22 protein-coding genes are annotated in these 25787 nt (G+C 62.6%); 6 read left to right on the top strand and 16 right to left on the bottom strand.

Annotated features, from left to right (window positions below; all coding sequences use genetic code 11):
* Positions 1 to 7 precede the first annotated feature (7 nt).
* The 7 genes from ACTJLB_RS12620 to ACTJLB_RS12590 all read right to left on the bottom strand — a co-directional run bounded on the left by ACTJLB_RS12620 (position 8) and on the right by ACTJLB_RS12590 (position 10848).
* Positions 8 to 1579, bottom strand: coding sequence for a DHA2 family efflux MFS transporter permease subunit (locus tag ACTJLB_RS12620; RefSeq protein ID WP_020068135.1), 1572 nt, complete (start codon positions 1577 to 1579; stop codon positions 8 to 10).
* Between the two features lie 6 nt (positions 1580 to 1585).
* The gene (locus ACTJLB_RS12615) at positions 1586 to 2713 is read right to left on the bottom strand and encodes an HlyD family secretion protein (protein WP_440783458.1); all 1128 of its coding nucleotides are present in this window, start codon (positions 2711 to 2713) and stop codon (positions 1586 to 1588) included.
* A 110-nt stretch (positions 2714 to 2823) separates the two neighbouring features.
* Positions 2824 to 3243 carry a MarR family winged helix-turn-helix transcriptional regulator gene (locus ACTJLB_RS12610; RefSeq protein ID WP_440783456.1) on the bottom strand — a complete coding sequence of 140 codons (420 nt, stop codon included), beginning with the start codon at positions 3241 to 3243 and terminating at the stop codon, positions 2824 to 2826.
* Between the two features lie 86 nt (positions 3244 to 3329).
* Complete coding sequence (locus ACTJLB_RS12605; RefSeq protein WP_027777502.1) at positions 3330 to 3752, bottom strand: MarR family winged helix-turn-helix transcriptional regulator; 423 nt, start codon at positions 3750 to 3752, stop codon at positions 3330 to 3332.
* 63 nt (positions 3753 to 3815) lie between these two features.
* On the bottom strand, positions 3816 to 4706 hold the full coding sequence (locus ACTJLB_RS12600; protein ID WP_088175792.1) for a transglutaminase family protein: 891 nt from the start codon (positions 4704 to 4706) through the stop codon (positions 3816 to 3818).
* Positions 4703 to 7336 carry a circularly permuted type 2 ATP-grasp protein gene (locus ACTJLB_RS12595; protein ID WP_440783454.1) on the bottom strand — a complete coding sequence of 878 codons (2634 nt, stop codon included), beginning with the start codon at positions 7334 to 7336 and terminating at the stop codon, positions 4703 to 4705. Before ACTJLB_RS12595 ends, ACTJLB_RS12600 begins: the two co-directional genes overlap by 4 nt.
* Before the next feature lie 29 nt (positions 7337 to 7365).
* The gene (locus ACTJLB_RS12590) at positions 7366 to 10848 is read right to left on the bottom strand and encodes a DUF2126 domain-containing protein (protein ID WP_440783453.1); all 3483 of its coding nucleotides are present in this window, start codon (positions 10846 to 10848) and stop codon (positions 7366 to 7368) included.
* A 235-nt stretch (positions 10849 to 11083) separates the two neighbouring features.
* On the opposite strand from ACTJLB_RS12590, the gene ACTJLB_RS12585 reads away from it, so the two are divergent.
* A complete protein-coding gene (locus ACTJLB_RS12585) occupies positions 11084 to 12208 on the top strand; it encodes a zinc-binding metallopeptidase family protein (RefSeq protein ID WP_088175794.1) in 1125 nt (374 codons plus the stop codon).
* Positions 12209 to 12356: 148 nt separating this feature from the next.
* Here the strand turns inward: ACTJLB_RS12585 and ACTJLB_RS12580 are convergent, their stop codons facing one another.
* Positions 12357 to 12794, bottom strand: a complete 438-nt coding sequence (locus tag ACTJLB_RS12580; protein ID WP_020068127.1) for a phasin family protein — start codon at positions 12792 to 12794, stop codon at positions 12357 to 12359.
* Positions 12795 to 13143: 349 nt separating this feature from the next.
* Here ACTJLB_RS12580 and ACTJLB_RS12575 point away from each other — a divergent pair, with 349 nt between their 5' ends.
* Complete coding sequence (locus ACTJLB_RS12575) at positions 13144 to 13629, top strand: hypothetical protein (RefSeq protein WP_440783451.1); 486 nt, start codon at positions 13144 to 13146, stop codon at positions 13627 to 13629.
* A 549-nt stretch (positions 13630 to 14178) separates the two neighbouring features.
* Positions 14179 to 14946, top strand: a complete 768-nt coding sequence (locus ACTJLB_RS12570) for a DUF4410 domain-containing protein (protein WP_131318893.1) — start codon at positions 14179 to 14181, stop codon at positions 14944 to 14946.
* Between the two features lie 115 nt (positions 14947 to 15061).
* Here the strand turns inward: ACTJLB_RS12570 and ACTJLB_RS12565 are convergent, their stop codons facing one another.
* A complete protein-coding gene (locus ACTJLB_RS12565) occupies positions 15062 to 15499 on the bottom strand; it encodes a response regulator (protein ID WP_193610990.1) in 438 nt (145 codons plus the stop codon).
* 165 nt (positions 15500 to 15664) lie between these two features.
* Positions 15665 to 17461 carry a cytochrome c biogenesis protein DipZ gene (locus ACTJLB_RS12560; RefSeq protein WP_440783449.1) on the bottom strand — a complete coding sequence of 599 codons (1797 nt, stop codon included), beginning with the start codon at positions 17459 to 17461 and terminating at the stop codon, positions 15665 to 15667.
* Between the two features lie 348 nt (positions 17462 to 17809).
* Between ACTJLB_RS12560 and ACTJLB_RS12555 the strand changes: the two genes are divergently transcribed.
* Both ACTJLB_RS12555 and ACTJLB_RS12550 read left to right on the top strand, forming a co-directional pair.
* Entirely contained in the window at positions 17810 to 18361 is a 552-nt protein-coding gene (locus ACTJLB_RS12555) for a thioredoxin family protein (protein ID WP_020068121.1), read from the top strand.
* A 93-nt stretch (positions 18362 to 18454) separates the two neighbouring features.
* Positions 18455 to 19369, top strand: coding sequence for a LysR substrate-binding domain-containing protein (locus ACTJLB_RS12550; protein WP_020068120.1), 915 nt, complete (start codon positions 18455 to 18457; stop codon positions 19367 to 19369).
* Between the two features lie 9 nt (positions 19370 to 19378).
* On the opposite strand, the gene ACTJLB_RS12545 is transcribed toward ACTJLB_RS12550, so the two are convergent.
* Positions 19379 to 19633 carry a tautomerase family protein gene (locus ACTJLB_RS12545; protein WP_027777491.1) on the bottom strand — a complete coding sequence of 85 codons (255 nt, stop codon included), beginning with the start codon at positions 19631 to 19633 and terminating at the stop codon, positions 19379 to 19381.
* Between the two features lie 58 nt (positions 19634 to 19691).
* On the bottom strand, positions 19692 to 20402 hold the full coding sequence (locus tag ACTJLB_RS12540) for an SDR family NAD(P)-dependent oxidoreductase (RefSeq protein ID WP_027777490.1): 711 nt from the start codon (positions 20400 to 20402) through the stop codon (positions 19692 to 19694).
* Positions 20403 to 20798: 396 nt separating this feature from the next.
* On the opposite strand from ACTJLB_RS12540, the gene ACTJLB_RS12535 reads away from it, so the two are divergent.
* The gene (locus ACTJLB_RS12535; protein ID WP_440783446.1) at positions 20799 to 21737 is read left to right on the top strand and encodes a YihY/virulence factor BrkB family protein; all 939 of its coding nucleotides are present in this window, start codon (positions 20799 to 20801) and stop codon (positions 21735 to 21737) included.
* Between the two features lie 114 nt (positions 21738 to 21851).
* On the opposite strand, the gene ACTJLB_RS12530 is transcribed toward ACTJLB_RS12535, so the two are convergent.
* The 4 genes from ACTJLB_RS12530 to ACTJLB_RS12515 form a co-directional block, all read right to left on the bottom strand.
* The gene (locus tag ACTJLB_RS12530) at positions 21852 to 22730 is read right to left on the bottom strand and encodes an ABC transporter permease (protein WP_087753952.1); all 879 of its coding nucleotides are present in this window, start codon (positions 22728 to 22730) and stop codon (positions 21852 to 21854) included.
* A complete protein-coding gene (locus ACTJLB_RS12525) occupies positions 22727 to 23566 on the bottom strand; it encodes an ABC transporter ATP-binding protein (protein ID WP_204523043.1) in 840 nt (279 codons plus the stop codon). Before ACTJLB_RS12525 ends, ACTJLB_RS12530 begins: the two co-directional genes overlap by 4 nt.
* A gap of 84 nt (positions 23567 to 23650) precedes the next feature.
* On the bottom strand, positions 23651 to 24703 hold the full coding sequence (locus tag ACTJLB_RS12520) for an ABC transporter substrate-binding protein (RefSeq protein WP_440783444.1): 1053 nt from the start codon (positions 24701 to 24703) through the stop codon (positions 23651 to 23653).
* Positions 24704 to 24788: 85 nt separating this feature from the next.
* Positions 24789 to 25697 (bottom strand): TauD/TfdA dioxygenase family protein, encoded by a 909-nt coding sequence (locus ACTJLB_RS12515; RefSeq protein WP_440783443.1) that lies wholly within the window; start codon positions 25695 to 25697, stop codon positions 24789 to 24791.
* Positions 25698 to 25787 lie beyond the last annotated feature (90 nt).

Below are 25787 nucleotides of genomic sequence, written 5' to 3'. Positions count from 1 at the left end.
CAGGTCCTCAATGAGCATCGGGCGGGGGCGCGGCATTTCCGAATGGGCGCGAGAAAAACACGCTCAACAAGCCCACGACAAAACACAGCGACACGGCGAGAAAAGTGTCGGAGAAGGTAAGCACCAGGGCTTCGCGCATCAGAACCGCATGCAATGCGCCGAGTCCTGCATTGGCTGCATTCAACGCGTTTCCGCCGAGTGCCGCGAAATGCGCGGCTTGCTGTTGCAAGATCGATTCGACTACCGGACGACCCGCCGTCAAGTGTTCGTCGAGCCGCTCGTAGTGCAAATTGAGCCGGTCGTTCAGCATCGTGCTGCTCACTGCTATGCCGATTGCGCCGCCCAGATTACGCATCAGATTGAAGAGGCCGCTCGCGGACCGAAGTCTCGACGGAGGTAGTGAGCCGAGCGCCATAGTGACGATTGGGGGAATGCAGAACTGTTGACCGATGCCCCGCAGCGCCTGCGGAATCAGCAACTCCTGCCAGCCCCATTCATGAGTGAGGGGCACATACAGATAGCAACCAAGGCCGAACAACACGAGACCAAACACCATTAGGAGGCGCATATCGACAAAGCGCGCGAGCGTCGAGTACGCGACGAGCGCCAGCAGCTGGAAACAGCCTACCGACAACAACGCAAGGCCGATCTGCAGCGAGTCGAAACCGCGAACGCGCGACAGGAATACCGGCGTCAGGAAAACGGTGCAGAAGATCCCAATGCCCGTGATAAACGACAGCAAACTGCCGATACCGAAATTGCGAACCGCCAACGCACGCAAATCGACAATCGGTTCCTTTGCGGTAAACGCATGCACCAGGAAAAGAAATCCGCAAATAGCCGATATCCATGTGCATAGAACGATTACGTCGTCGCCGAACCAGTTCTTGCGCGGCCCTTCTTCGAGCACATATTCGAGGCAGCCGAGAAAGCCGGACATGAGCGCTATGCCAAGGTAGTCGCCTTTTTTCAACAGCGACAAATCGGCTTTGTCGACATGCACGTACTTCGGCACCGTCAACGCGACGACAAGACCCGGCGCCAGGTTCAAATAGAACAGCCAATGCCACGACCATTGCGACGTTATCCATCCGCCGATTACAGGCCCCACGGTCGGCGCGAGCGACGCAAGCGCGCCGATCGTGGTCGATGCGATCAGGCGTTGCTTGCCCGGAAACAACACGAACGCCGTCGTGAATACGGTCGGAATCATCGCTGCGCCGAGCGCACCTTGCAGGCCGCGGAACAGGATCATCGAATTGATGTCCCATGCGAGTCCGCACAACATGCTCGTGACAGTGAAGCCAAGTGCCGAGAACGCGAACAGCCAGCGCGTGGAAAACACGCGCGTAAGCCAGCCGGACATCGGAATCACGAGAATTTCAGCGATCAGATACGACGTCTGCACCCACGACAGCTCGTCCTGACTAGCGGACAAGCCGCCGCCGATATCCTTAAGCGACGACGCGACGATCTGGATATCGAGCGTCGCCATGAAAAAGCCGAGGCACATCAGCGCGAACGCAAAAACCTTCGTGCGCGTCGGCTGGTCGGCGGGATTTGCGAAAGCGTCGGTCATGATGGTTTATCCGCGAGCCGGTGCGTTTTGAGCGCCGGCGTGATCGAGGTGGTCCACGTGGTCGAGGTGAACCTTTACCGTCGCCGAGAGACCGGGACGCAGCACGCCTTGCATGTTCTGCGGCACGGCCAGGCGCACTCTCACCGGCACGCGCTGCACGATCTTCGTGAAGTTGCCGGTCGCATTCTCGGCGGGCAGCACACTGAAGGTTGCGCCGGTTGCCGGAGCGAGGCTCTCCACCACGCCGCGAATGCGTGTGCTGGAAGCATCCAGATCGACATCGACCGTGTCGCCGACGCTCATCTTCTTCAGCTGGTCTTCCTTGAAGTTCGCGTCGATCCACAATCCGCTCGCGGGCACCACCGTCAGCAGCGAAACGCCGGTGTTTGCGAGCAGTCCGACGCGCGCGGTGCGGTTGCCCACGTAGCCGTCGATCGGGGAACGAATGGTGGTGTACTCGACGTTCAACGCCGCCACGCGCTGCGCTGCCTCCGCGGTGGCAATGCGGGCCAGTGCGTCGCCGATCTGCGCGTCGAGCACGGCTATTTGCCGCTGCGCCGCGATCAACGACGCGCCGCTGCGATCCACCGCGGCATGCGCCTTGGTGAGATCCGCATTAGCACGCTCCACCACCTGATTCGATACCGCGTCGTCTTTCACGAGTTCGCGATAGCGAGCCTGATCCGCTGCGCTGCGCGTCAGTTCTGCGCCGTTGGCGCGAACTTCCGCCGCCTGTTCGTCGATCGTTGCAAGCTGCAAGGATTTCTTCGCCTGCAGCTCGGTCACGGCGGCCTGGGCGCTGCGGACCTCTGCCGTGGCTTGCGCGAGGCGTGCGTCGTAGTCCCGCGAGTCCAGCTTCACGAGTACTTGCCCCGCACGTACGAACTGGTTGTCCTTCACCAGCACGTCAGCCACGAAGCCATTCACCTTCGGCGCCATGACCGTGACGTCGCCGCCCACGTAGGCATCGTCCGTCGTTTCGACGAAGCGTCCCACGAAGAACCAGTACGACGCGGCGAGCGCCAGCACGGCAAGCACCGTGATGATCGCGAGCAGCATCCACGGAACGCGCCTGGCCGGTTTGCCGGCCTGCGCGGCGCCCGCTGGCGCAACAGTCGAAGGTGTAGTGGACATGATGGTTATATGTGTGCGTATGCACTGGTGAAGTTGAAAAAATAGCGCCGATTGATGGCGCCCGTTCATTGCGTTGATTGCTAGCGGTCGGTCATGGCTCTGTGCTCAATTCACAAGTGGCCGGTGATCGCGAACAATTCGCCGCGCAACGCTTGCGCACGTTGCCCGCCAAAGCTGTGCTCGAATTCAGCCTGCGCGGCGTGCCAGTGCTTACGCCCCGCCTCGAGCCGCGCCTCACCTTCTGGTGTGAGCGTGACCGACAGCGTTCGTGCGTCCGGGCCGTGTGCCTCGCTCAACAGCAGCCCGCTGCGGCGCAGCGGCTGGATCGTGCGGACCAGCGTGGTGCGCTGCATCCGCATGGCTTCAGCCAGTTGCTTCATCGTCATTGGGCCAGTGCGCTTGAGGCGGCCAAGCAAGGAGAACTGTGTGATCGTCAAGCCCACGCTTGCCAGATGGCGGTCGTAGATCTGCGAGACATAACGCGCCGCCTGGCGGATCGCGAAACAATCGTCGTCGAATGGCTCTTCCATCGCTGCAACTCCAATGAGTGCATACGCACACATGTAGATATAAAAAAACTCGCAAACGACAACTATTTGCGAGCCATGCGCCGGCGTTAGCCGGTAATTGTGAACAACTCGGCGCGTAATGCTTTGGCGCGGTCGCGTCCGAACTTCTCTTCGAACTCGCTTTGCGCGGCACGCCATGCGATAGCCGCCTGATCGAAAGTCTTCTCGCCTTTCTCCGTCAGGCTGAACAGATACGTTCTGCCGTCGTGTTCAGCCGATTCAGCAACCACCAGCCCGTCTCGTTGCAGCGGTTTCATGGCGCGCACGAGCGTGGTGCGCTCCATCACCATTGCGTCTGCCAGATCCAGGATCGGCAAGTTCGGCGTGCGCGCGAGTTTCGCGAGAATGGTGAATTGCGCTGCCGTGACCCCCACCGTGCTGAGATGGCGCTCGTACAGCTGCGTGATGTGCCGCGCCGCCTGGCGCAGCGCAAAGCAATTGCATTCGTCGTAAGAGAGAGGACGGTTCATGCTTCGCAGTCTAGGTGTGCATATGCACTTCGTCAAGTACTTTTACGCAGCAGAGGCCCGGTGTTAAAGCGCGAGAACCGTCACGCCCACTTCGACGCGATGCGCGCCCCCACCGAGGATCATGCCGCGCAATAACGACACGTCGCTGTAATCGCGGCCAATAGCGAGCGTGACGTGGTCGGTATCGGCGAGCACGTCGTTGGTTGGGTCAAGGTCGATCCAGCCGCTGCCGGGACAATGCACCGACACCCAGGCATGCGACGCATCCGCGCCGATCAGCCGCGGCTGCCCCGCTGGCGGATCATTACGCAGATAGCCGCTCACGTAGCGCGCGGGCAAACCAAGCGAGCGCAAGCAGCCGATCATCACCTGCGCGAAGTCCTGGCACACGCCGCTCTTCAATTCGAACGCACGCTCGGCGGGCGTATCAAACATGGTCGCCGAAGGCTTGTACGCGAAGTCCTCGTGAATGCGGTGCATCAGATCGATCGCACCAGCGGCAACCGGCGTGCCGGGCGCAAAGCTCGGCAACGCATAATCGCGCAGCGACGGCCGCGGCACGATATTTGGCGACGCGAAACAGAACTCCGCCTCGGCCCGAAACTCTCCGCCCACGCGAAATTCGAGCGCGTCGGCCACTTCTTCCCACGCCGGTGTGGCCTGAGGATCGAGATCGGCCCAGCGCGGCGTGAGCGCCACGGTCGTTTCGCTGACGAGTTGCAGCCGCTCATGCGGCGTGTCGAGCGCGAAATAGAGAACGTCGTTGCCAAACGCATCGATACGGCTATTCAGATACGAAGGCCGCGGTTCGATGCGTTCGTCGTGCGACACGACCCGCTGCCAGGCGCAGACAATAGGCCGGATAGTCGCAAGATGCTGCGCGGTCTCGACATAGGTTGAGTAGTGGTACGTGGTTCGGTGCGAAACCGACAGCACGACGGGCGCGTTTTTCATGACCACACCTGCGAAGCGACCGTGCTGGCGTGGCTGAAATAGCGCGCGCTGATTTCATGCGCCGCCGCGCCGACGAACCCGCCGATCTGATCGCATACCGCAGTCAGACTGCAATATCCGCCTTCCCCGTCAACCTCGCACAGCGACGCAAGCGTGGGCAACGATGCGGCAGGCGGCATCAATTCCGCAAACGGACGATGCCGCGTGCTGCCCGCAGCCACCGCGATTTCGTCGAGCTTCTTGCGCAACCGCTCGTACACACCATAAATTCCGCGCGGATTGGTCGGCTCGATCACAAGCAGATCGAGCAGAGCCGGCACTTCAAAACGTCCCGGATAAAGCGAGCGGTAGGTGAGCGTGCTGTCGAACAATTGCAGCAGCAGATCGAAACCGGCCGGCGTTGCCAGTTGGCCTTTGTCGGCGGCTACGCGCACAAACGTGCTCATGGCCGACACGCGTTCGATATGCCGCCCGACGAACAGGAGCCGCCACGCCTCGTCGCGTGTCATACGGTCGCCCTGTGCGCCGCTGATCGCCGACAATTGCACCGACAGCCGTTCGAGCGCGTTCATCAGCGTGACGCGGTCGTAACGGCTGCTGCCATTCGTAGCACGGCCGTTCAGCGCTGCCGGTGGAGAAGCGTCGCTGATACCGGCAGCCGGCATCAGCGTCTGCAATGCGTCGCGGAAGTCGTTGCGCGCGGCGAGAATGATGCGCCAATGATCGTTCGACAACCGCCCGCGCACTTCGCCGTTCGATCGAGCCTGACAGTTCAGGTTCTGACCGATGCTCGCGGCGCCCGTGCTCCCGCTCAGATTGGCGACCAGCGCGCGCTCGAATGCTTGCGGCGTATGCGGCACGGAGATGTCGCCTGCCTGCAGAAGTCCGCAGTGCAGCGCAAGTTCGACGAGCGTCGGGAGCATCGTGTCGGCATCGCTGCCTTCGAGCGAGCCCAGAATGAAGCGCAGCAAACGCACGTTGTTTTCCGCGCGTTCGCCGTAACGTCCGGCCCAGAAGAGGTTCTCCGCAGCGCGGCTCGACACGGTGCGATGCTTGCGCGCGAGGTCCGCAGGCTGCATCGGCGAAGGCAGCAGCGTAAAGGTCGACGTGGGCTGGCTGGACAGCACCCACGTGTCGACGCTGCTGCCGCCGTACTGCATGGATACCGTGGCCTGCCGCTCGGCGCCCATGCGTGTGAAGCCGCCGGGCATGACGTGCCAGCCGCCGTTTGCATCGGCGATCGCATACGCGCGCAACACGGAAGGACGCCCGCCGATCGTGCCGTCCTCGTAACGCGGCGTGCAGGAAAGACGCTGCGCCTGCTGGATCGTAAAGTTGCCGGGTGTCGCCTCGATACGCTCGCGCCACGCCGACAGCCGCTGCCTGCCCTGCTCGACGCCCGGCGGCGCATCGCGGGCCGCAACCGGCCACGTGGGCACGATGAAGGCTTCTTCGAGATGCGCGAACGCGTGCTCGCGCGCCGCCTGCTCGCCGCACCACCAGGTCGCCACACTCGGTAAAACGAGGTCTTCGTCGAACAGCGTTTCGGCTATGCCGGGCAAAAATCCGTGCACGGCGGGCGACTCGACAAAGCCGGAGCCCGGCACGTTCGAAACGATCACGTTGCCGGCACGCATGACCTGCAGCAGGCCCGGCACGCCGATGGTCGAGTCGGCCCGCAATTCCACGGGATCGCAAAACGCATCGTCCAGACGGCGCAGCACGACATGCACGCGTTCCAGACCGGCGAGCGTCTTCAGATAAAGCATGTCGCCGCGCACCGTGAGGTCCTTGCCTTCCACCAGCGTGACGCCCAGATAGCGCGCGAGAAACACGTGCTCGAAGTAAGTCTCGCTGAAGGGCCCCGGCGTGAGCAACGCAATATGAGGCGAAGCATCGGCGCGAGGCGAATCGTGACGCATGGTCGCCTGCGCCGCCTGAACCAGCGTCGACATCAACTGCGAATACGTGGGCGCGAGGCGGCTCACATGCATCGAACGGAACGGATCGGCAAATAGCGCCGAAACGATCAGCCGGTTTTCCAGCGCATAGCCGAGGCCGGAGGGTGCCTCCGTGCGATGCGCCATCACCGTCCACTCGCCGTTGGGCTCTCGCGAGAGGTCCACTGCGACCACTTGCAGGAACTGCCCGCCAGGCGGCGCATAGCCCTTCACGGGGCGCAGATAGCCGGGATGACCGAACACCAGCGCGGGAGGCAACTGTCCGCGCTGGAGCAAGCTTTGCGACCCATAGATGTCGGCGACGATCGCATTGAGCAGATGCGCGCGCTGTATGACGCCTCGCTCGATATGCGCCCACTCGGCTTCGCTAATTAGAAACGGCAGCAAATCGAGCGCCCACGCGCGCGGCTCGCCGTTATCCGCGTAGACGTTGTAGCTGATGTCGTTGTCGCGGATCTGCTGCGCGACCGAAGCGCGGTGACCTTCGAGCCGCGCGATGCCGTCTTCGCCGAGCCGCTCGAAGAACTGCCGCCAAGGGGCGCGCAGCGCGCCGGACGCGTCGCGCAACTCGTCCCAGTGTCCCTCGTGAGCGGGCAAAAGCCGCAACAGGGACGAAGCGTCCGCACGGGTCGCGGACGTTTCGAAGGGAAAAGTCGATTGAAAAGCCAAGGTCGTGTCGTTATTGAAGGTGAGCTGTCTTACCAGTAGCGCAGATCGAGCGTGAACGGAAATTCGAGGCTGCGTTGCGGCGCATCGACTGCAAGCGGCCCCGGCGTATGGCCCGACGCGAAGAACCGTGCGCGCCGCCGGCTTTCGGCTTCGTAGGCGTTCACGGGGAACGTCTCGTAGTTGCGCCCGCCCGGATGTGCGACATGATACTGGCATCCGCCCACCGAGCGGCCATTCCATGTATCGACCAGATCGAACGTGAGCGGCGCGTCCACGCCGATGGTCGGATGCAACGCCGAAGGCTGCGACCACGCGCGAAACCGCACGCCCGCCACATATTCGCTGACGCGGCCGGTCGGCTGCAACGGCACGGGCACGCCGTTGACCGTCAGCACATGGCGGTTCTCGTTAAGACCCAGCGCGCGCACCTCGAGACGCTCCACCGACGAATCCACATAACGCACGGTGCCGCCCGGCGAGCCCTCCTCGCCCATCACATGCCATGGTTCGAGCGCATTGCGAATGGTCAGCGATACGCCGCTCACCGTGGTCTCGCCGACCAGCGGAAAGCGGAACTCGAAATGCGGTGCGAACCAGCTGTTGTCGAACGCGAAACCCGCGCGGTTCAGTTCGTCCAGCACGTCGTCGAAATCCATCTTCACGAAGGTGCCGAGCAGGAACCGGTCATGCAGTTCCGTGCCCCAGCGCGTGAGCCGCTGCGTGTACGGCGTGTGCCAGAAACGGGCGACGAGCGCGCGCAGCAGCAACTGCTGCACGAGGCTCATGCGCGCGTGCGGCGGCATCTCGAAACCGCGCAATTCGAGCAGGCCGAGGCGCCCGGTCGGTCCATCGGGCGAGTACAGCTTGTCGATGCAAAATTCCGCGCGATGCGTATTGCCCGTTACGTCGATCAGAATGTTGCGCAACGAGCGGTCGATCATCCACGCGGGCAGATTCGCACTGTCGCGCCCGCCGAGCAGATCGATCTGCCGCTGCAATTCGCGCAACGCCACTTCGAGTTCATAGACCTGATCGTTGCGCGCTTCGTCGATGCGCGGCGCCTGGCTCGTCGGGCCAATAAAAAGCCCTGAAAACAGGTACGAAAGCGACGGATGGTTATGCCAGTACGCGATCAGACTCGCGAGCAGATCCGGACGCCGCAGGAACGGACTGTCGGCGGGCGTCGCGCCGCCGAGCACGAGGTGATTGCCGCCGCCGGTGCCGGTGTGGCGCCCGTCGGTCATGAACTTCTCGCTGCTCAGATAGCTCTGCGCCGCCGACTGATAGAGATATTCGGTGTGATCGACCAGTTGATCCCAGTCCGCTGCCGGATGAATGTTCACCTCGATTACGCCGGGGTCGGGCGTGACCTGCAACATCTTCAGGCGAGCATCGCGCGGCGGCGGATAGCCTTCGAGCACGACCTGCATGCGCAATTCGGAAGCCGTCGCTTCGACGGCGGCCAGCAGATCGAGATAGTCGTCCAGTTCGGTGAGCGGCGGCATGAACACGTGCAGGAGCGAGCGGCCGCTGCCGAGCCCAGCGGCTTCCGCCTTGGGACCGGCCGCGCGCTTCGGATCACGCGCCTCGACGCAAATCGCGGTGCGAAGCGTTTCCTTCGACGACTCGCCGCGCGCGGGCGCAACAGACGCGCCGGTATCGCCACGCTGCGGCGCATACGCGAGGACGGCACTGCCGGGCATGCCGCTCAACAGATCGCCCGCCGACGACGACAACGCCGCAGCGCGCCGCGCGTCAGCACCCGTCATTTCGTGCCGCTCGCCGTCGTACTGCATGCGCAACTGCGCGGCCGAACGCAACGGCACCGGCGGCGCGAACGGATCGTGCGCGTGCTGATACGGATAGTCGGTCTTCGACACCCACGGCAGCGAATCGAGCGGCAGGCGATAACCCATCGGCGAATCGCCCGGAATCAGATACATGCGTTCGTCGCGAAAGAACCAGCGGCCGCTGACCCACTTCGGCGCCTCGTGCGGCACATCGCGCTCGCGCGCAAGCGGCAGCACATAGCCGGTCGCGCCGCCGAGACCCGCGTCGAACACGCGGCGCAAACGCACGCGCTCGAGTTCGTCGTCGAGTCGCGCATCGAGTGGATCGACATTGACGGGCAGACGCCGCTCGCGCCACAGGTAGTACCAGACATCTTCGAAGCCGGGCAGGATGCAGTCTTCGTCGAGCGACAGCTTCGTGGCGAGGTGCGTGAGAAAGCGCTGCGCGTCGGCGGCCGTGTAGGTGCCGGGCTCGCGTTCGTCGGCGAAAAGCTCGGGGTTCTGCCAGCACGGCTCGCCGTCGGCACGCCAGTACAGCGACATGGCCCAGCGCGGCAACTGCTCGCCCGGATACCACTTGCCCTGGCCGATATGCAGGAAGCCGTTCGCGCCGTAGCGTGAGCGCAGCTTATCCATCAGCGCGACGGCGTAGCCGCGTTTGGTCGAGCCGAGCGCGTCCGTGTTCCATTCGGCGGCGTCGCGGTCGCGCACCGACACGAACGTCGGCTCGCCGCCCATCGTGAGGCGCACATCCATGTCCATGAGTCGACGGTCGACGTGTGCGCCCATGGCGAGGACGTCGCTCCAGACTTCGTCGCTATAGGGCTTGGTCACACGCGGCGTTTCGAGCACGCGGCTGATCGACATGGTGTGGCTGAACTCGACCTCGGATTCGTCCACCGCGCCCGAAATCGGCGCGGCGCTGCCGGGTTCCGGTGTGCAGGCGACCGGAATGTGACCTTCGCCCGCAAGCAGACCCGAAGTCGGGTCGAGCCCGATCCAGCCGGCGCCTGGCAGATAGACCTCGCACCATGCGTGCAGGTCGGTGAAGTCGACTTCAGTGCCGCTCGGGCCGTCGATCGATTTGATATCGGGCGCAAGCTGCAGCAGATAGCCCGACACGAAGCGCGCCGCAAGGCCCAACTGGCGCAACGTCTCGACTAGCAGCCAGCCCGAATCGCGGCACGATCCGGCGGCGCTCACGAGCGTTTCCTCGGGCGTCTGGACGCCGGGCTCCATCCGGATCAGGTAGCGGATTTCGCGTTGCAGCCGCTGATTCAACGCGACCAGGAAGTCCGCGGTCGCGGTCGGCGCGCGGTCGATACTTTCGACGAACTCAGCGAAGCGCGGTGTCATGGGGCGCTTCACGCGATACGGCGCGAGTTCGAGAGCGAGGTCAGGCGAATAGTCGAACGGAAATTTTTCGGCCGACGGCTCGAGAAAGAAATCGAACGGATTGTAGACGGCCATCTCGGCGACCAGATCGACAGTCACCTTGAACTCACGCGTCTTTTCCGGGAAAACGAGCCGCGCCTGATAGTTGGCGAACGCGTCCTGTTGCCAGTTGATGAAGTGCTGAGCCGGCTCGACCCGCATCGAATAAGAAAGGATCGGAGTCCGGCAATGCGGCGCGGGCTTCAGACGCACGACCTGGGGCGACAGCGCAACCAGCCTGTCGTAACGGTAATGTGTGACGTGGTTCAACGCGACGCGTATGGACACACCGGACTCCTGGTCTGTGGTTGGCAGCCCGCCAAAAGCAAGCTTTATGCCGTTCGTCTGAAAGCCGCATGCGGCCACGGTACTGCTGTTGGCAGCGCCGTGCACCAAATAGAGGCGGCGCCGATGCACGATCATGCCCATACTGTGCGTTAAAGCGGTGACGTCTGGCAAATGCGGCATGAACATTGCGCGACGTCCACGCTCCTTACCGTCACTCACCGCTCAGGCTTCGTCCATGAAAACGTTCCACTGCAATCGCTGCTCGCACCTCGTGTTCTTCGAGAACGTCCTGTGCGAGCGCTGCGAGGCGCTACTCGGCTATGTGCCGGAACTGCGTGAGATCAGCGCTTTCGAAGACGCGGGCGAAGGGCGCTGGCGCAGCCTGCACCCGGAAGCGGACGGCGCGCTTTACCGGCAATGCCATAACTACTCCGTTGAAAACGTCTGTAACTGGATGATCCCCGCCGATTCGGAGGACACGTTATGCCAGTCATGCCAGCTGACACACACCATTCCCAATCTCGGCGAGCCCGATAACCGGCTTTACTGGTATCGGCTGGAAGTGGCGAAACGCAGGCTGCTGTACACGCTGGCCGAATTTGGCCTCGATATCGAATCGCGCCAGGAAGATCCCGAGCACGGTCTCGCGTTCGAATTTCTGGAGGACGGCGGCGACGGTTCACGTGTGATGACCGGGCATGACAACGGACTCATCACGCTGAATATCGCCGAGGCCGACGACGCCCACCGCGAAAAAGTGCGCACCGCAATGGGCGAGCCGTACCGCACGCTGCTCGGCCACTTCCGCCACGAAATCGGCCACTACTACTTCAGTCAACTGGTGGAGAACAACCCGCGTTGGCTCGAACCGTTCCGCAAGCTTTTTGGCGACGAGCGCGCCGATTACGGCGAAGCACTCGACGCGTACTATCGCGACGGCGCGCCGGCCGACTGGCAGGCGTCGTACATCAGCGCGTATGCGACGATGCATCCGTGGGAAGACTGGGCGGAAACGTGGGCGCACTACATGTTGATCGTCGACGTGCTGGACACATCGACCTCGTACGGCGTCGCGCTGCTACCTGACGATCCCAGCGAACCGACGCTGACCGACCGCACGCCGGTTGAAGACGCAAGCTTCGATAATCTGATGAAGCGCTGGTATCCGCTCACCTACGCATTGAACAGCCTGAACCGCAGCCTCGGCATGCCGGACGGTTACCCGTTCACTTTGGCCGTACCGGTAGTGGACAAACTGCGCTTCGTGCATCGCGTGATTGCGGACGCGGGCAATAAATCGTCGACTTCGCAAAGCTCGAAAAGTCCGGCGAAGGAAGCGGCGTCGAAGCAGGCAACGTAAAAGCGTGCGCTGACGCACATTGCGCCGCATTCGGGGCGGCCTCAATACAAGAAAAAGCCGCGAACGGCCCGACGGAATCCGACGGCCATTCGCGGCATTGGCTCTCTGCAACGTCAGTCGCAGAGAAGCGATTCAGCACTCTTGCGCGTTACTTCTTCGGCTGTTGCTGTTGCTGTTGCAAAAGCGAGCGCAATTCCTGCACGTTTTCTTCCACGCGCTTGGCGATCACCGCATACGACTCGGCTTGCGTCTGATACGCCGCCTGTGCGAGCTGCTGCATATCCGCGAGCGACTTGTGCAAGCTTTGCTGAATCAGCTCGGCTGTCTTCGCCGAAGGTGTTGAACCGCTCGCCGCCAGTTGCCCCGTTAGCGACTGCAACTCGGTGAGCGTCGTGCGCAGCATCTCGGCCTGTTTCTGCGCGAGCGACTGCATGCCCTGGAACGCTGTCTGATTCGCCTGAACCAGTGCTTCGACGTCCTTGCGCCGTGCTTCCATGATAGCGGGCACGTCGAACCCGGGCAGCTTGAACTGCTCCAGCATTTTGGTGAAATCGCCAAACGGATTGGCGGTATCAGGTCGGTCCATGCGAAATCCTCCTTTACGGTTGAACAATCGCCACCGGCGCCTCGCCGCAAGATTCACGCGATGCAGGCGCCCGCGGTATCCGGTGCGCCGCGCCCCGCCACAGCGATGCGCGGTTGTGGGGTCGGACGGCACATTGCGTCAATCATGCGCCATCCCACGCTATTGCGCCAGCGCATGCGCCATTCCCGCACGCCGCGCGACGCGAATCGCTCGCCTGGCGAAAGGCATGGGCGCAAGACTTCGTAAGCGTGGAGAAGCCAGTGTGTAACCCGGCCCAACGGCGTCTCGTCTATCGTTAGGATGAGTCGGCGCACTGTCGCGCCGGCGCTCTGTCGATAGGAGCGACCTCATGAAAAAACAGATTTTTGGCGCGGCGGTGGCCGCCGTGCTGACCGTGGCCGCAATGGCCGCCTATGCGGAAGACAGCCTGCCGGCGCCGCCTACCTTTCATCATGGCGAAGCGCCACATAGCGACGGCGCGCGAGAACCGCATGACGCTATGGATCCGATGGGCCCGATGGGCCCGACGGGTCCGATGCCTCCCATCGGCCCCGGTTTCGCCGTGATCAACGACCTCGAACAGTTGCGCCGACTGTACGCGCTGAGCGGACGCCCGGGCGACATCGTCGCCGTGTATCACGACGTGCTCAACAGGACGCAGGACCCGATGCTGCGTCACTACGTGTACGACTCGCTCGCCCGGGAACAGTTGAAGCCCGCCAATCCCGACCAGGCGATCGCCACGTTGCGCACAAGCCTGTCGGAAGACCTCGCCGCAGCCAGCAAGCCGCCGCGCATGCCGTTTGACAACGCGCCGCAGACGAAGCCGCAGTAACACTCGCAGCAACGTGACTCCCACTGGAAGCGCTGCCGCGAACAGGCCCTCGCCGACGTTCGTCGCGCAGCGTTAGTTCTCGCACATTGCCGCTCACTGGCCGCTTTTTCGTCTTCCGTCAGGTGATTACGATAAAGGCTGTCTAAACGCCCGTGCGAGTGAAGCATGCGTTATCCAGTCGATGTGGCCGTTGCCGCCGCTTTGCTTGTGTTCGTGCTCTGCTGCATCGTGACGCTTGCGTTGAACTGAACCCTTCTGCACGTTGCGCCGACCATGTCCGCGCGACGCTTCTCAGCTGTCCGCGGCGCATTGCTCCCACGCAAAAACGCCCGCCTGGCGCGTGACATTGCGCGAAATAATTGTTCGATGGAGTTGGACAAGCGCCTCCCCCATACTTCGTTTCGCTGCCGGTGCGTACGAAACAGAACGCAAGCGATCAAGAGTGCTTTACGTGCGATACCTGTCGCCGATGATCACGATCCCCCGGTTGCCGGTCATCGGAAGACAGGTTCGAACACTACGGCACCGCGTGCCGACAACGAGACAACCATGCTCAATTCAATCAAGCTCATCAAGAAGAACACTGCCCGTGTTGCCTGCATCGCACTTGTCAGCGTCAGCGCGTTGCTGACGGGCTGCGCGGGCGGCAGCGTCACCAATACGAGCGCAGCGACCGCGCAGCCGACGGTGCGTCCGGACAACATCTACGTCTACACGTTCGATACGCAAGCCGACCAGGTGAAGCTCGACGGCGGCATGCTGCAGAAATTGAAGACGCATATTGGCGGTTCATCGGCAGCGCAGGAGCAAGCCAACGACGCAACCGAAGTCCGTGAGCAGGTCGCGAACGAAATCGTGCACCAGTTGCAGTCGATGGGCCTGCGCGCGATCCGCTCCGACATACCCGCGCCCGCCGATCAGAACGTGCTGATGGTGCAAGGCAGCTTCGATAAGATCGACGCGGGAAACCGCCGCCGTCGGACACTGATCGGTCTCGGGGCCGGCAAGAGCGAGGTGAGCAGTTCGGTGCAGATCTTCTATAAGCCCGCAGGCGGCGCGCCGCGGCTCGTGCAAACCTTCGACGCAAGCGCCGACAGCGGTAAGACGCCGGGCATGGCCGAGACGGCGGGCGTGGGCGCGGCGGCGGGAGGTATCGTGACGTCGGCGGCCGTGGGCGGCGGTTTGCACGCGGTCTCCGAAACGAAGCGCGCTGGCGTGTCTGCCGACGCAACGCGGCTGGCCGATGCGGTGGCAAAGCAGATCGCGCAGATCGGCGTGAGCGGCGGCTGGCTTTCGAGCAGCCACGTCAAGGGCTGACGAAGGCAGTGCGGCTCGTGCATCAACCGGGCCGCACGAACTGCATGGGCAGCGCTCTCATCTTTATCGGTCGCGCGTCCTCAGAAACCGCCGCGGCCGCCTTCACCAAAGACAATTAATTTGTCTCTCGCCAGAGAATTCGCATCAGCGCAAGCAAAGCGGTCGGCGCGGTGCCCTTCCGGCAGTAGCCGTCGAAATTGTGACGGCCACGCCCGGTTTCCCGTACATGGTCTTCGTCGAGCGAGGTAAATGCGACAATGCCAAGACTCGGCGTGGGCAGATAGGTGCGCAGCGCGCTTGCCGTTTCATAGCCGTCGCGCTCCGGCATCATGATGTCTAGCACCACCACGTCGGGCACCCAGTCTTTCACGCAGCGCAGCGCCTCATTACAACCAATCGCCGCACGCGCTTCTACACCCTCGTACGAAAGATAGGTAGCAAGCGCTTCCGCGGCGCCCGCGTTGTCGTCGACCACGAGGACGCGCGGCACCTCGTGCAATACCCGCACCTGGCGGGCGCTCCATCTCTGGCAGCTACTCGTTGTCTGGGACATGTGTCACGATTTGCAATAAAAAACTATCGCAGCGCAGCAAGTCGCATTCCACGGCGCGCTTGCAGGAAGGTCGTCGCGTCGCTCTCGTGCGCCGCGCCGCGCAGGCAGGGACAGCGTGCCGCACTTGCCTGTCCCGGCCGGCTCCGCAAGCGAACTTCGGTTGTGCTAGCCGAATGTAAATGCGTATGCGCTCACCCCTGAATCGAGAAACTGGATCTCGAACGTTCGGTCCTGAACCGGCCCGCTTTGCCGCACGAGCTGATAAAGCCGGTCTTCATTGACAACGCCGACGCCGTTCGCGTCCGTGTCCGCGCCATGCGAAGCGCCCGGCGGTTTGCCGTCGATCGTGACTTTGAACCTCACCGGCTTGCCGTCCGCCATCGGCCCCAGCACAAGATGCAGGTCGCGCGCGTGGAACCGGTAGGCGATCTTTCCACCGCTTTTGGCCAATTGCGCGCGCTCGCCGCCGACATTCCACTCGCCGTCGAGGCTCCAGCTTCCGGAAGGCAGTCGTGCGGGCGACGTGTAAGTGCGAAGCACGTCTGGCGCGAGCGTTTCCGGCGACGCAAAACCTTCCGCCTGCCGATAACCGACGTAAGTTTCTCCCGAGCGCAAATCCCGCGGGTCGGCGGCAGCTTCGATTCCCGTCGCCTTCGCCGCACCCGCCGGCGCCGGCAGCTTCGTATGGCCCGCGTCCGCCAGCAATTGACGGATGACTTCTTCCGATTGCTCGTACCCGCCCTCTCCGAAATGGTGATAGCGGATGTCGCCGTGCGCATCGACGATATAAAAGGCCGGCCAATACTGATTGTCGAACGCCTGCCACACGGCGAGCTTGTTATCGATCGCGATCGGATAATCGACACCCAGATCCGCCGCGGCTCGCTTCACGTTCGCAATGTTGTGTTCGAACGCGAATTCCGGTGCGTGCACACCGATGACCACGAGCCCCTGATCGCGATAACGGCTCGACCACGTCTTCAGATACGGCAACGTACGCAGACAGTTGATGCACGAATACGTCCAGAAATTGACGATCACCACTTTGCCGCGCAGATCGGCCGTTTTCAGCGGAAGCGAATTCAGCCAGTCCACCGCGCCCGACAGCGACGGCATTGCGCCTTCGACGGGCAGCGCAAGCGGCGCGGCAACGCGCATCGGATTAGATACTTCGCTGCCTTCAGCGCTCGCGCTGACCTTCAGCAACCCGCCGTGGTCCGGGCGCTGCGCACTCGCCCGAGGCGACCAGCGCTGAACCAGTTTTCCTTCAATGCCGGTGGTATTCAGCGAAGGCACATAGGCCAACGCACGCGTATCCACGCCGAGCGCAATTGCCCCAGCGGAAACGAGCACCGCCACGCCGAGCACCTGGCGCACGCGCTCGCTCACCCCGTACGAGCGCTTGAGCGTGGTGAGCAGCCGCCCGCCGATGGCGAGGACGATGGCAAGCGAAGTCGCCGCGCCCGCTGCGAACGCGAGCAACGGCAAGACACTCGCACCGCCTGGCCGATGCAGGATCACACCGGTCATCACGAGACCGAGAATCGGGCCCGCGCACGGAGCCCACAGCAGCCCGGTCGCGACGCCGAGCAGCACCGACGACACCACGCGCGGTTCGCCGCCGTCGCGGCGCAATGCGCCGTCGAGACGATTGCCGGCACTGACGAGCGGATGCGTGAGCCGCTCGGCCAGCGTCGGGAACAGCAGCGCAGCGCCGAATACGCCAAAGAACGCGAGCGCGATCCACCGGCCGTATTCGTTGACGTGTGCGACCCAGGTGCCGCCGGCCACGGCGAGACTCGCGACGGCCGCGAAGGTCAGCGCCATGCCGGCCAGCAGCGGCAACCCGTGCCGGACGAATGACTGATCGACGCGCGCAAACACGAGGGGCACGACCGGGAGAATGCACGGACTGAGAATGGTGAGCATGCCGCCGGCAAAGGCGAGAAGTATGAGCAGCATAACGATGTCCTTTCGTTCAATGAGTTCGTCGGCCAGGTCAGCAGACCAGCGCGGAACGCTTACATGCATTGAACTACCGGCACGTATCGGGCTTGTGTCGGCGCACGCGGCGAAGTGCAAGCTCATGTATCGGCGGCTGCCTGGATACAGTGCGACACAAAAGTCGTTGAGCCTCGCGGGGCGGGCGTGACTTTGTATCTCAGCGTATCGGGCGGCAGTGCTGACACAAAACATTGCGCACGAGCTTGGGCAGCGACACATGCCAGATACGTCGGCGGCGCCCAATGACGTCATGTCTACCGATCAACCCTTGTGCGCAACCCGCGTCTTCTAAAAGGACATTCGATCATGCACGCCCGACTCAAAACGATCGCCACTGCCGGCTCATTTATCGCGCTTGCGCTGCTTGCCAGTCTGCTTGCGACGCGCGGCAGCGCGCTTACCGCCGCTGAACGCAATCCGCCGGCCGCGCCCCAGATAACCGGCATCGACAAGTGGCTCAACAGCCCGCCGCTCACACTGCCGCAACTGCGCGGCAAGGTCGTGCTGGTCGACTTCTGGACGTATTCATGTATCAACTGCGTCAACACGCTGCCGTACGTGAAGAGCTGGTACAAGCAATACGGCAATCAGGGACTGGAAGTGATCGGCGTTCACACTCCGGAATACCCGTTCGAACGCGACGCCGGGCACGTGAGCGCGGCACTCAAGAAGTTCGACATTCAATATCCGGTGGCGCTCGACAACCAGTACGCGACGTGGAACGCCTTCAATAACCAGTACTGGCCCGCGCTGTATCTGTTCGACAAGACAGGTCACGTCGTCTACAGCCACTTCGGCGAAGGCGATTATGCACAGACGGAGGCAAAGATTCGCGAGTTGCTGGCGCAACCGGGTTGACGTCATGCGGCGCCGCCGCATTCCGGTATTGACGACGCCAGGTCCGCCTGCCAGCATGCGTCAATCTTAACCAACCAGGCTTGGCGACGGCCCATGCGAGCACCCAATCATCTGAATGCACTGCGCGCTTTCGAGGCGGTCGGCCGGCATCTGAGTTATGTCGCCGCTGCGGAAGAACTGCACGTGACGCCCGCCGCGATCGGCCAGATGATTCGCGGGCTGGAGGAAACGTTGGAGATCGAGCTGTTTCATCGCTCGACGTCGGGCGCGTCGCGGCTCATGCTGACCGACGCGGCCCGCGCGGCCATGCCCGAACTGCAGGCGGGTTTTGAATTGCTCGCGACGGCTGTAGAGCGTTTGAAGGCCAGCAAGGAGCGCATCACGGTGACGGTCACCGTGCCGCCAGCTCTCGCCGACAAGTGGTTCCTGCATCGCGTGGAACGATTTCAGCGCAACTATCCGCGCTACGATCTGCGCATCGACCTGTCGCTCAAACTCGTCGACTTCACCGCCGACAGAGTGGATGCCGGCATTCGCTACGGCACCGGCCAGTGGCCGGAGCTTACCGCGACGTTCCTGATGCGCGACGAGTTCTTCCCGGTGTGCAGCCCCGCGCTACTCGCGGGTGAACATCCGCTTAAGACACCCGCCGATCTGAATTACCACCCGTTGATACACGACATATCGATGCGCATGGCTCCCACCTTCCCCACCTGGCGTTCCTGGGTGCAGAAAACGGGTAATGCGGGCGTCGTCGATTGCGACCGCGGGCTGCAAATCAACGACTCGGCCGCAGCGATCCACACCGCAATCTCAGGCAATGGCGTGGCACTCGGCAGAACCTGTCTGGTGGAACGCGACATCGCGGAGGGCCGTCTCGTCCGGCCATTTCCGGAGGCGCAGACTTGCGAACTCGCCTACTACGTGGTCCACCGAAAGGACAACGGCAACGAGCCCGCGGTGGTCGCATTCAAGGAGTGGCTTCTTGCGGAAGCCAGCGCGCGGTAGCCGCGCGGCTCAATCGGTCTTGCCGCTCTCGCCGCTTTTCAGCGCTTTCTGCTTGCGGTATTCCTGAACCGGCAAGCCGCCCCAACCCCAGTTTTCCATGTCCACTTCTTCGATCACGACGAACGTGGCTTCGAGCGGCTTGTTCAGCACGTCGAGCAACACGTGGCTGACACCGCTGATCAAGCGCGCTTTCTCGTCGGCGGTGACCGACGATGCGCCAGGCTTCGTTCCCTCGCGCGTAACCTGAATCGTGACGATAGGCATGTCGCCCTCCATGGTAAAGCGGGCGCCGCCAATCGGCGCCCGGTGATTTTCGATGGGTTTAGTGACCGGCGCTCTGGCCGCCGTCCACGTGCAGGATTTCGCCCGTCACGAACGGCGCCGCGTCGAGATACAGCACGGCCTGAACGATGTCGTCCATTTCGCCCATGTGGCCGACCGGGTGCAGGGCACCAAGCGCTGCGTGCGTTTCGACCGCATGCATCGGTGATTTGATGATGCCCGGCGACACTGCGTTGGCCCGAATCCCCGCTTTTGCATATTCAATGGCGATCGACTTCGTCGCTGAGTTCAGGCCGCCTTTCGTCAACGATGCAAGCACCGAAGGTACGCCGCTAACAGCATGATCCGTGAGGCTCGTCGTAATGGTAACGATGTGCCCGCTTTGGCGCTTTTCCATTTCGGCAATGGCGAGTTGGGTAATGTTGAAAAAGCCGTCGAGGTTCACGCCTTTCACCAATGCGTAGTCTTCTGCCGTATAGCTGGTGAAAGGCTTCGCGAGGAAGACGCCCGCGTTGTTGACGAGCGTATCGATGCGACCGAACCGGGCGACACCTTCTGCGATCACGCGCCGCGCGGTGGCCGGGTCGGCGATGTCGCCGGCGACCGTGGCGATGTTCGGGTCGTCGAACGGGGTAATGCCGCGCGCCGTAGCGACCACGCGATAACCGCGTTGGCGGAAAGCCTTAACCAATTCGGCGCCGATGCCTTGCGACGCGCCCGTCACCACTGCGACTTTTTCCGACGTATTCATGTTGTGCTCCAAAGTATTTAGATTCAGATATGAGAGCGCGCTGCCTGGCGTGCTGCCTGGCCGGGTGCCGCTTGCTGAGCGGGTTTTGCAGTGCGCCCTCGGTGACTGAACTATCGGCTTTGAGCGGCCATTGGACAAACGAGAAGATCTGCTGCGGCGGAAAAGAAAAACTACGGCGGCCGCGCGCGTTTCGATGAGGCGCTAGTCGACATCGGACAGCGCAGACGGGCAAGCCGCCGGATGCCGATGTCGATACCGACGCTGACAGCCTCGGCTCGCGTAGCGGGCAGGCACAAGGGATGCGCAGTGCAATCCAGCGCTGCGGCCCGCCGGGCGGGCTTAGCCGCCGGTTAACCGGAGCCGCGGAGCGTCATCAAGTTCAATGGCGAGGCGTATATGAACAAGATCTCATCCCGCGCGGCGGTGTCGAAAAACCACGGATGGTTGCGTAACGCTTTCACCGTCGGCGTCAACGCAGGCAAGCGTTTCATGTCGGACCGCTGCCCGATGATGGCCGCCAGCGTCGGCTTCTATTCGGCTTTCTCGCTGGCGCCCACGCTCCTCATGGTGCTGGCGGTCGCCGGCTGGTTCTTCGGTGAAGATGCGGCACGCGGACGTCTGTTCGATCAGATGCGCGGCATTCTCGGCAAAGACGCGGCCGAGGCGATGCAGACCATCGTCGAGCACGCGCATCGGGCGAGCGGCGGGGGCATCGCCGCAGTGGTGTCCCTCGTGCTGCTGATCGTCGGCGCATCCGCGACTTTCACTTCATTGAACACCGCGCTCGATGTCGTCCTCGAAGCTGCGAAAGATGCCAAAAGCAAGGGCAGCATCACCTGGCTCGTGCGGACCCGGCTGGTGTCGGTCGGCATGGTGCTCGGCCTCGGCTTTCTGCTCGTCGTATCCCTCGTGCTCGACACCGCGATCACGTATGCAGGCCATGCGTTATTCGGCGATTCGCCATTGGTCGTCGTCACCGCGATCCTGCAAACGGTAATCGGACTTATCGTGCTGGGCGCCGCATTCACCGCGCTTCTCAGATGGATGTCGGACGCGCACGTGGGTTTCATGCACGCCGCGATTGGCGGGATGACGGCGGCAGTTCTGTTCTCGGTAGGCCGGCACCTCTTCGGCCTTTACCTCACGCATGCGGGCACAGCCAGTTCTTTCGGTGCAGCGGGCTCGCTCGCGGTGTTGATGATGTGGCTTTACTTCTCCGCAGCGGTGTTTCTGTTGGGCGCGGAAACGACGGCCGAACTTGCAGGACGCAACGAAGTGAAGGACGAAGAGAAAGACCGGCCGTTGTCGGTGGGTGCGGCACGTTCGCGCGGGTGATGGTGCGGTTGCGTCAGTAATTTACTGCGCCGGTGTGCTGGTGCGCGGATCGCTTGTGCAGCGAAGCGCGTGGCGGCGTGCGTGCCGTTCGCCCAGCGGCCGCAGCGCCCGTAACTACTGCTGCACCCCCCAGCGCCTCACCGTAACCCGCTCCAGCGTATCGAACACCAAATGCTCGACCAGCAGTCCGATCACGATCACCGCGGCGAGCCCCGCGAAAACGCGGTCCGTGTACAACTCGTTGCGGTTCTGAAAGATGTACCAGCCAAGCCCGCCGTTGCCCGAACTCGCGCCGAACACGAGTTCTGCCGCGATCAGCGTGCGCCAGGCAAATGCCCAGCCCACACGCAAGCCCGCGAGAATCGACGGCAATGCGGCCGGCACGAGAATCAGCAATACGTGGCGCATCCCCGTCAGCCCATAGTTGCGTCCGGTCATGCGAAGCGTGGCGGGCACCGATTGAAAGCCGGAATACGTGTTGAGCGCCAGCGGCCACAGCACCGAGTGCACGAGCACGAACAACAGGCTGCCCGTGCCGAGACCGAACCATAACAACGCAATAGGCAACAGCGCGATGGAAGGCAAGGGATTGAACATCGCCGTCAGCATCGACAGTAAATCGCGCCCCACACGTGTGGACACCGCAAGCGATGTCAGCACGAACGCTAGCGCCGCGCCCAGCAGATAACCGCGCAGCAGTACCGACATCGACACGGCCGTCTTTTGCAGCAATTCGCCGGACCACACGCCCTGCACGAAGGCGCTGAACGTCGCGCCGAACGTGGGCAGCAGCAGATCGTTGTTGACCACCCGCGCGGCAATTTCCCATGCAGCGATCAGCACTAGCGCAATCAGTGTTTTGCGCAACCAGCTCTGCGCGAAAATGCGTCTCGTGAGGGGCAACGGCGCCTCAATGACGAGTTCGCCGAGCGGTTCCAGAGGGCGCTCGTATTCTTCGCGAACCGGCGGCAGTAATGTAGCGGGCGAACTCATTGCACGGCCTCCGTCTCGTCGAACAACAGGTGATGGATACGTGCGACGCTGCGCTGGAAATCGCTGCGCCCAAAGCTGTCCTGCGAATACTGATGACTGTTCAATTCCGCACGCACGCGGCCTGGATGCGGCGACAGCAACAGAATGCGGTTGCCCACCACGAGCGCCTCTTCGATTGAATGCGTGACGAAGAGCAGCGTGAAATTCACTTCTTCCCACAGGCGCAGCAGTTCCTCCTGCATTTTGCGGCGCGTCAATGCGTCGAGCGCGGCGAACGGTTCGTCCATCAGCAGCACGCGCGGCTGCATGGCGAGTGCCCGCGCGATGGCCACGCGCTGCTTCATTCCGCCCGACAACGTATGCGGATAAGCGTTCGCAAACGCAGCGAGGCCGACTTTCTCCAGATAATGCAGAGCACGCTCATTGGCCTCCGCGCGAGAAAGCTTCTTCGCAACGCGCAGCGGAAAGGCTACGTTTTGCAGCACTGTCTTCCACGGCGGCAACTGGTCGAACTCCTGGAACACGACAATGCGGTCGGCGCCTGGGCCGCGCACGATCTGACCGTCGAGCGAAATGGTGCCCGACGCCGGCTCGATGAAACCGCCCACCGCCTTGAGCAGCGTCGACTTGCCGCAACCGGACGGTCCGAGCAGCACGAAGCGGTCGCCGCCGAAGACGTCGAAGCTGACCTCGTGCGTCGCGCGGACAATGCGCTCGCGCGTCCGGTATTCCAGGCTGACGTTCTCCACCGCGAGCAGCTTTTCGCTGACGGCGGGCCCGCTGCGCGCCGTGCGCTCGGTGTTGTCTGGAAAGAGAAGCGTAGGATTAGCCACCATCGGATCGCTCCCGAGATATGGATTGCGCGGAACCGTCAGGCACTCGCTGCATTCCGTCGATGTTAAAAACGCGGCGCGTCATGCTCAACTGCCGGCGGCCGTTGCGGGGTCGTCGAAGAAATAGTCTTTCCACGACTTCGGTTCGTTCTTGATCGCACCCACGCGATACATGAATTGCGCGAGCCCCAATGTGTTTTGCGGCGCAATCTTGAACTCCACCTGCGGATTCCTGATGATCTTCAGCAGCAGCGCTCGGTCGATTTTCGATTTGTTCGTGCGCACATAAATGTCGGCCGCAGCTTCCGGATTGGCGGCGATGAACCTGGACGCGTCGGCCAGTGCATCGACAAAAGCGCGGTAAGTCTTTGGATTAGCGTCGCGGAATTTTTCCGTCGCGTAGAGCACCGTTGCCGAACTTGGGCCGCCGAGCACATCGTACGAATTCAGCACGATGTGCGCCTTCGGGTTCGCTGCCAGCTCCTGATCCTGAAACGGCGGATTGCCGAAATGCCCGCTGATTTCGGTGCCGCCCGCAATGATCGCCGCCGCCGCGTCAGGATGTGGCAGTGCCTGTGTGTATTTGTCGAGGCGGTTGTATTCCTTGTCGCCCCACCGCTTCGCCGCGGCATATTGCAACACGCGCGACTGCACCGACACATTCACTGCGGGAACGGCGATCCGGTCTTTAGCGCTGAAATCGGCAATGCTCCTGACGTCCGGATTGTTACTCACCAGGTAGTACGGCAGATTGCCGAGCGAAGCCACGCCCTTCACATTCTGCTTGCCATGCGTGCGGTCCCAGATAGTCAGCAATGGACCCACACCGGCGCCTGCAATGTCCACCGCGCCCGACAGCAATGCGTCGTTGACGGCTGCCCCGCCGGAGAGTTGCACCCAATCCACTTTGATATCGAGACCTTGCTTGCGGCCCTCTTTCTCGATGAACTGCTGATCGCGCGCAACGTTCAAGAGCAGATAGACAATGCCGAATTGCTCGGCGATACGGATCTGTCCTTCGGCTCGCGCAGACGCGGCAGCGCTCATGCCCGCCGCGCCGACAGAGACGGCGATCAACGTGGCAGCGAAACGGCGGGCAAGCAACGACCGCGCGGCGGTCGAATGAAACCTGGCAAACATCGGAACTCCGGTCGGCGAGAGGTGTGAATTGTTTGAGTTGTCTGAGATGTCAGCTATAGCGCTACACTCGGCGCGCGAGGCGTAATCAGAACGGCACATCGCCTTCAATCGTCGTGCGATAAAGCTTGCGGCGCAGATGGTCAGGCGTGCCCGCCGCGAGGTGCATCAACGAGCGGTTGTCCCAGAAGACCATGTCGTGCTCGGCCCAGCGGTGCCGGTACACATGCTCGGCACGCACGCTATGCGCGAAGATTTCATCGAGTAATTGCCTGCTTTCGTCTTCCGGCAAACCAATCACGCGCGTCGTGAAATGTTCGCTCACGAACAGCGCCTTGCGCCCGGTCTCAGGGTGCGTGCGCACAATTGGATGGACCACCGGCTTTACCTGCGCGATCTGCTCGGCAGAGAGATTCGGCCGCCACGGGCTGCGTTTTTGCAACTCGGCGTATTTCGCGAGATAGGTGTGCTCGGCAGACCGGCCTTCTACCGCGTTGCGCAGATGCGCGGGCAATGTGTCCCACGCAAGGTGCATGTTGGCGAACAGCGTGTCGCCGCCTTCGGCCGGCAATTCCTGCGCGTGCAACAACGAGCCGAGGCTCGGTTTTTCCTTATACGACAGGTCCGAATGCCAGTAGTGACCGGCATCGCCAAGGCCGATTGGCTGCCCGTTTTCGACGATATTCGATACCACCAGAACTTCGGGATAGTCAGGCAACTGGAACTGGTGCAGCACGTGAATCTGCAACGGACCAAAGCGGCGGCTAAATGCGATCTGCTCGTCCGGCGTGATGCGCTGATCGCGGAACACCAGCACATGATGGTCGAGATGCGCGCGGTGAATGCGCGCGAAGTTTTGCGGGCTGAGCGGCTTGCTGAGATCGAGCCCGAGCACTTCGGCTCCGACGGGGCCGTCGAAAGCGCGAATCTCGATGTGCTGATCGGCGATGGCGCCGCTGGCGTCGTGTGCGGCGGTGGGAGCAAAGGCTGTCGTCACGGGAAACTCTTCGTCGTATCTGTTCGCGGAGCGCCGTTCCGGCGCAGTCAGATGAATGTACCGGCGCACACGCGCGAGGACAACGAAGCA

This window comes from Paraburkholderia sp. 22098 (assembly GCF_052045935.1).
GTDB classification, from domain to species: domain Bacteria; phylum Pseudomonadota; class Gammaproteobacteria; order Burkholderiales; family Burkholderiaceae; genus Paraburkholderia; species Paraburkholderia caledonica.
The sequence above is the reverse complement of the archived record's forward strand: the minus strand, read 5'-3'. Positions and strand labels throughout refer to the sequence as shown.

What these genes read in the sequence shown, in the direction of transcription:
- ACTJLB_RS12530 (WP_087753952.1), bottom strand. Translation starts at nt 22,730, where the DNA reads ATGAGTTCGCCCGCTACATTACTGCCGCCGGTTCGCGAAGAATACGAG.
- ACTJLB_RS12620 (WP_020068135.1), bottom strand. Translation starts at nt 1,579, where the DNA reads ATGACCGACGCTTTCGCAAATCCCGCCGACCAGCCGACGCGCACGAAG.
- ACTJLB_RS12545 (WP_027777491.1), bottom strand. Translation starts at nt 19,633, where the DNA reads ATGCCTATCGTCACGATTCAGGTTACGCGCGAGGGAACGAAGCCTGGC.
- ACTJLB_RS12555 (WP_020068121.1), top strand. Translation starts at nt 17,810, where the DNA reads ATGCACGCCCGACTCAAAACGATCGCCACTGCCGGCTCATTTATCGCG.
- ACTJLB_RS12570 (WP_131318893.1), top strand. Translation starts at nt 14,179, where the DNA reads ATGCTCAATTCAATCAAGCTCATCAAGAAGAACACTGCCCGTGTTGCC.
- ACTJLB_RS12565 (WP_193610990.1), bottom strand. Translation starts at nt 15,499, where the DNA reads ATGTCCCAGACAACGAGTAGCTGCCAGAGATGGAGCGCCCGCCAGGTG.
- ACTJLB_RS12585 (WP_088175794.1), top strand. Translation starts at nt 11,084, where the DNA reads ATGAAAACGTTCCACTGCAATCGCTGCTCGCACCTCGTGTTCTTCGAG.
- ACTJLB_RS12615 (WP_440783458.1), bottom strand. Translation starts at nt 2,713, where the DNA reads ATGTCCACTACACCTTCGACTGTTGCGCCAGCGGGCGCCGCGCAGGCC.
- ACTJLB_RS12535 (WP_440783446.1), top strand. Translation starts at nt 20,799, where the DNA reads ATGAACAAGATCTCATCCCGCGCGGCGGTGTCGAAAAACCACGGATGG.
- ACTJLB_RS12600 (WP_088175792.1), bottom strand. Translation starts at nt 4,706, where the DNA reads ATGAAAAACGCGCCCGTCGTGCTGTCGGTTTCGCACCGAACCACGTAC.
- ACTJLB_RS12540 (WP_027777490.1), bottom strand. Translation starts at nt 20,402, where the DNA reads ATGAATACGTCGGAAAAAGTCGCAGTGGTGACGGGCGCGTCGCAAGGC.
- ACTJLB_RS12550 (WP_020068120.1), top strand. Translation starts at nt 18,455, where the DNA reads ATGCGAGCACCCAATCATCTGAATGCACTGCGCGCTTTCGAGGCGGTC.
- ACTJLB_RS12605 (WP_027777502.1), bottom strand. Translation starts at nt 3,752, where the DNA reads ATGAACCGTCCTCTCTCTTACGACGAATGCAATTGCTTTGCGCTGCGC.
- ACTJLB_RS12520 (WP_440783444.1), bottom strand. Translation starts at nt 24,703, where the DNA reads ATGTTTGCCAGGTTTCATTCGACCGCCGCGCGGTCGTTGCTTGCCCGC.
- ACTJLB_RS12525 (WP_204523043.1), bottom strand. Translation starts at nt 23,566, where the DNA reads ATGGTGGCTAATCCTACGCTTCTCTTTCCAGACAACACCGAGCGCACG.
- ACTJLB_RS12610 (WP_440783456.1), bottom strand. Translation starts at nt 3,243, where the DNA reads ATGGAAGAGCCATTCGACGACGATTGTTTCGCGATCCGCCAGGCGGCG.
- ACTJLB_RS12560 (WP_440783449.1), bottom strand. Translation starts at nt 17,461, where the DNA reads ATGCTGCTCATACTTCTCGCCTTTGCCGGCGGCATGCTCACCATTCTC.
- ACTJLB_RS12580 (WP_020068127.1), bottom strand. Translation starts at nt 12,794, where the DNA reads ATGGACCGACCTGATACCGCCAATCCGTTTGGCGATTTCACCAAAATG.
- ACTJLB_RS12575 (WP_440783451.1), top strand. Translation starts at nt 13,144, where the DNA reads ATGAAAAAACAGATTTTTGGCGCGGCGGTGGCCGCCGTGCTGACCGTG.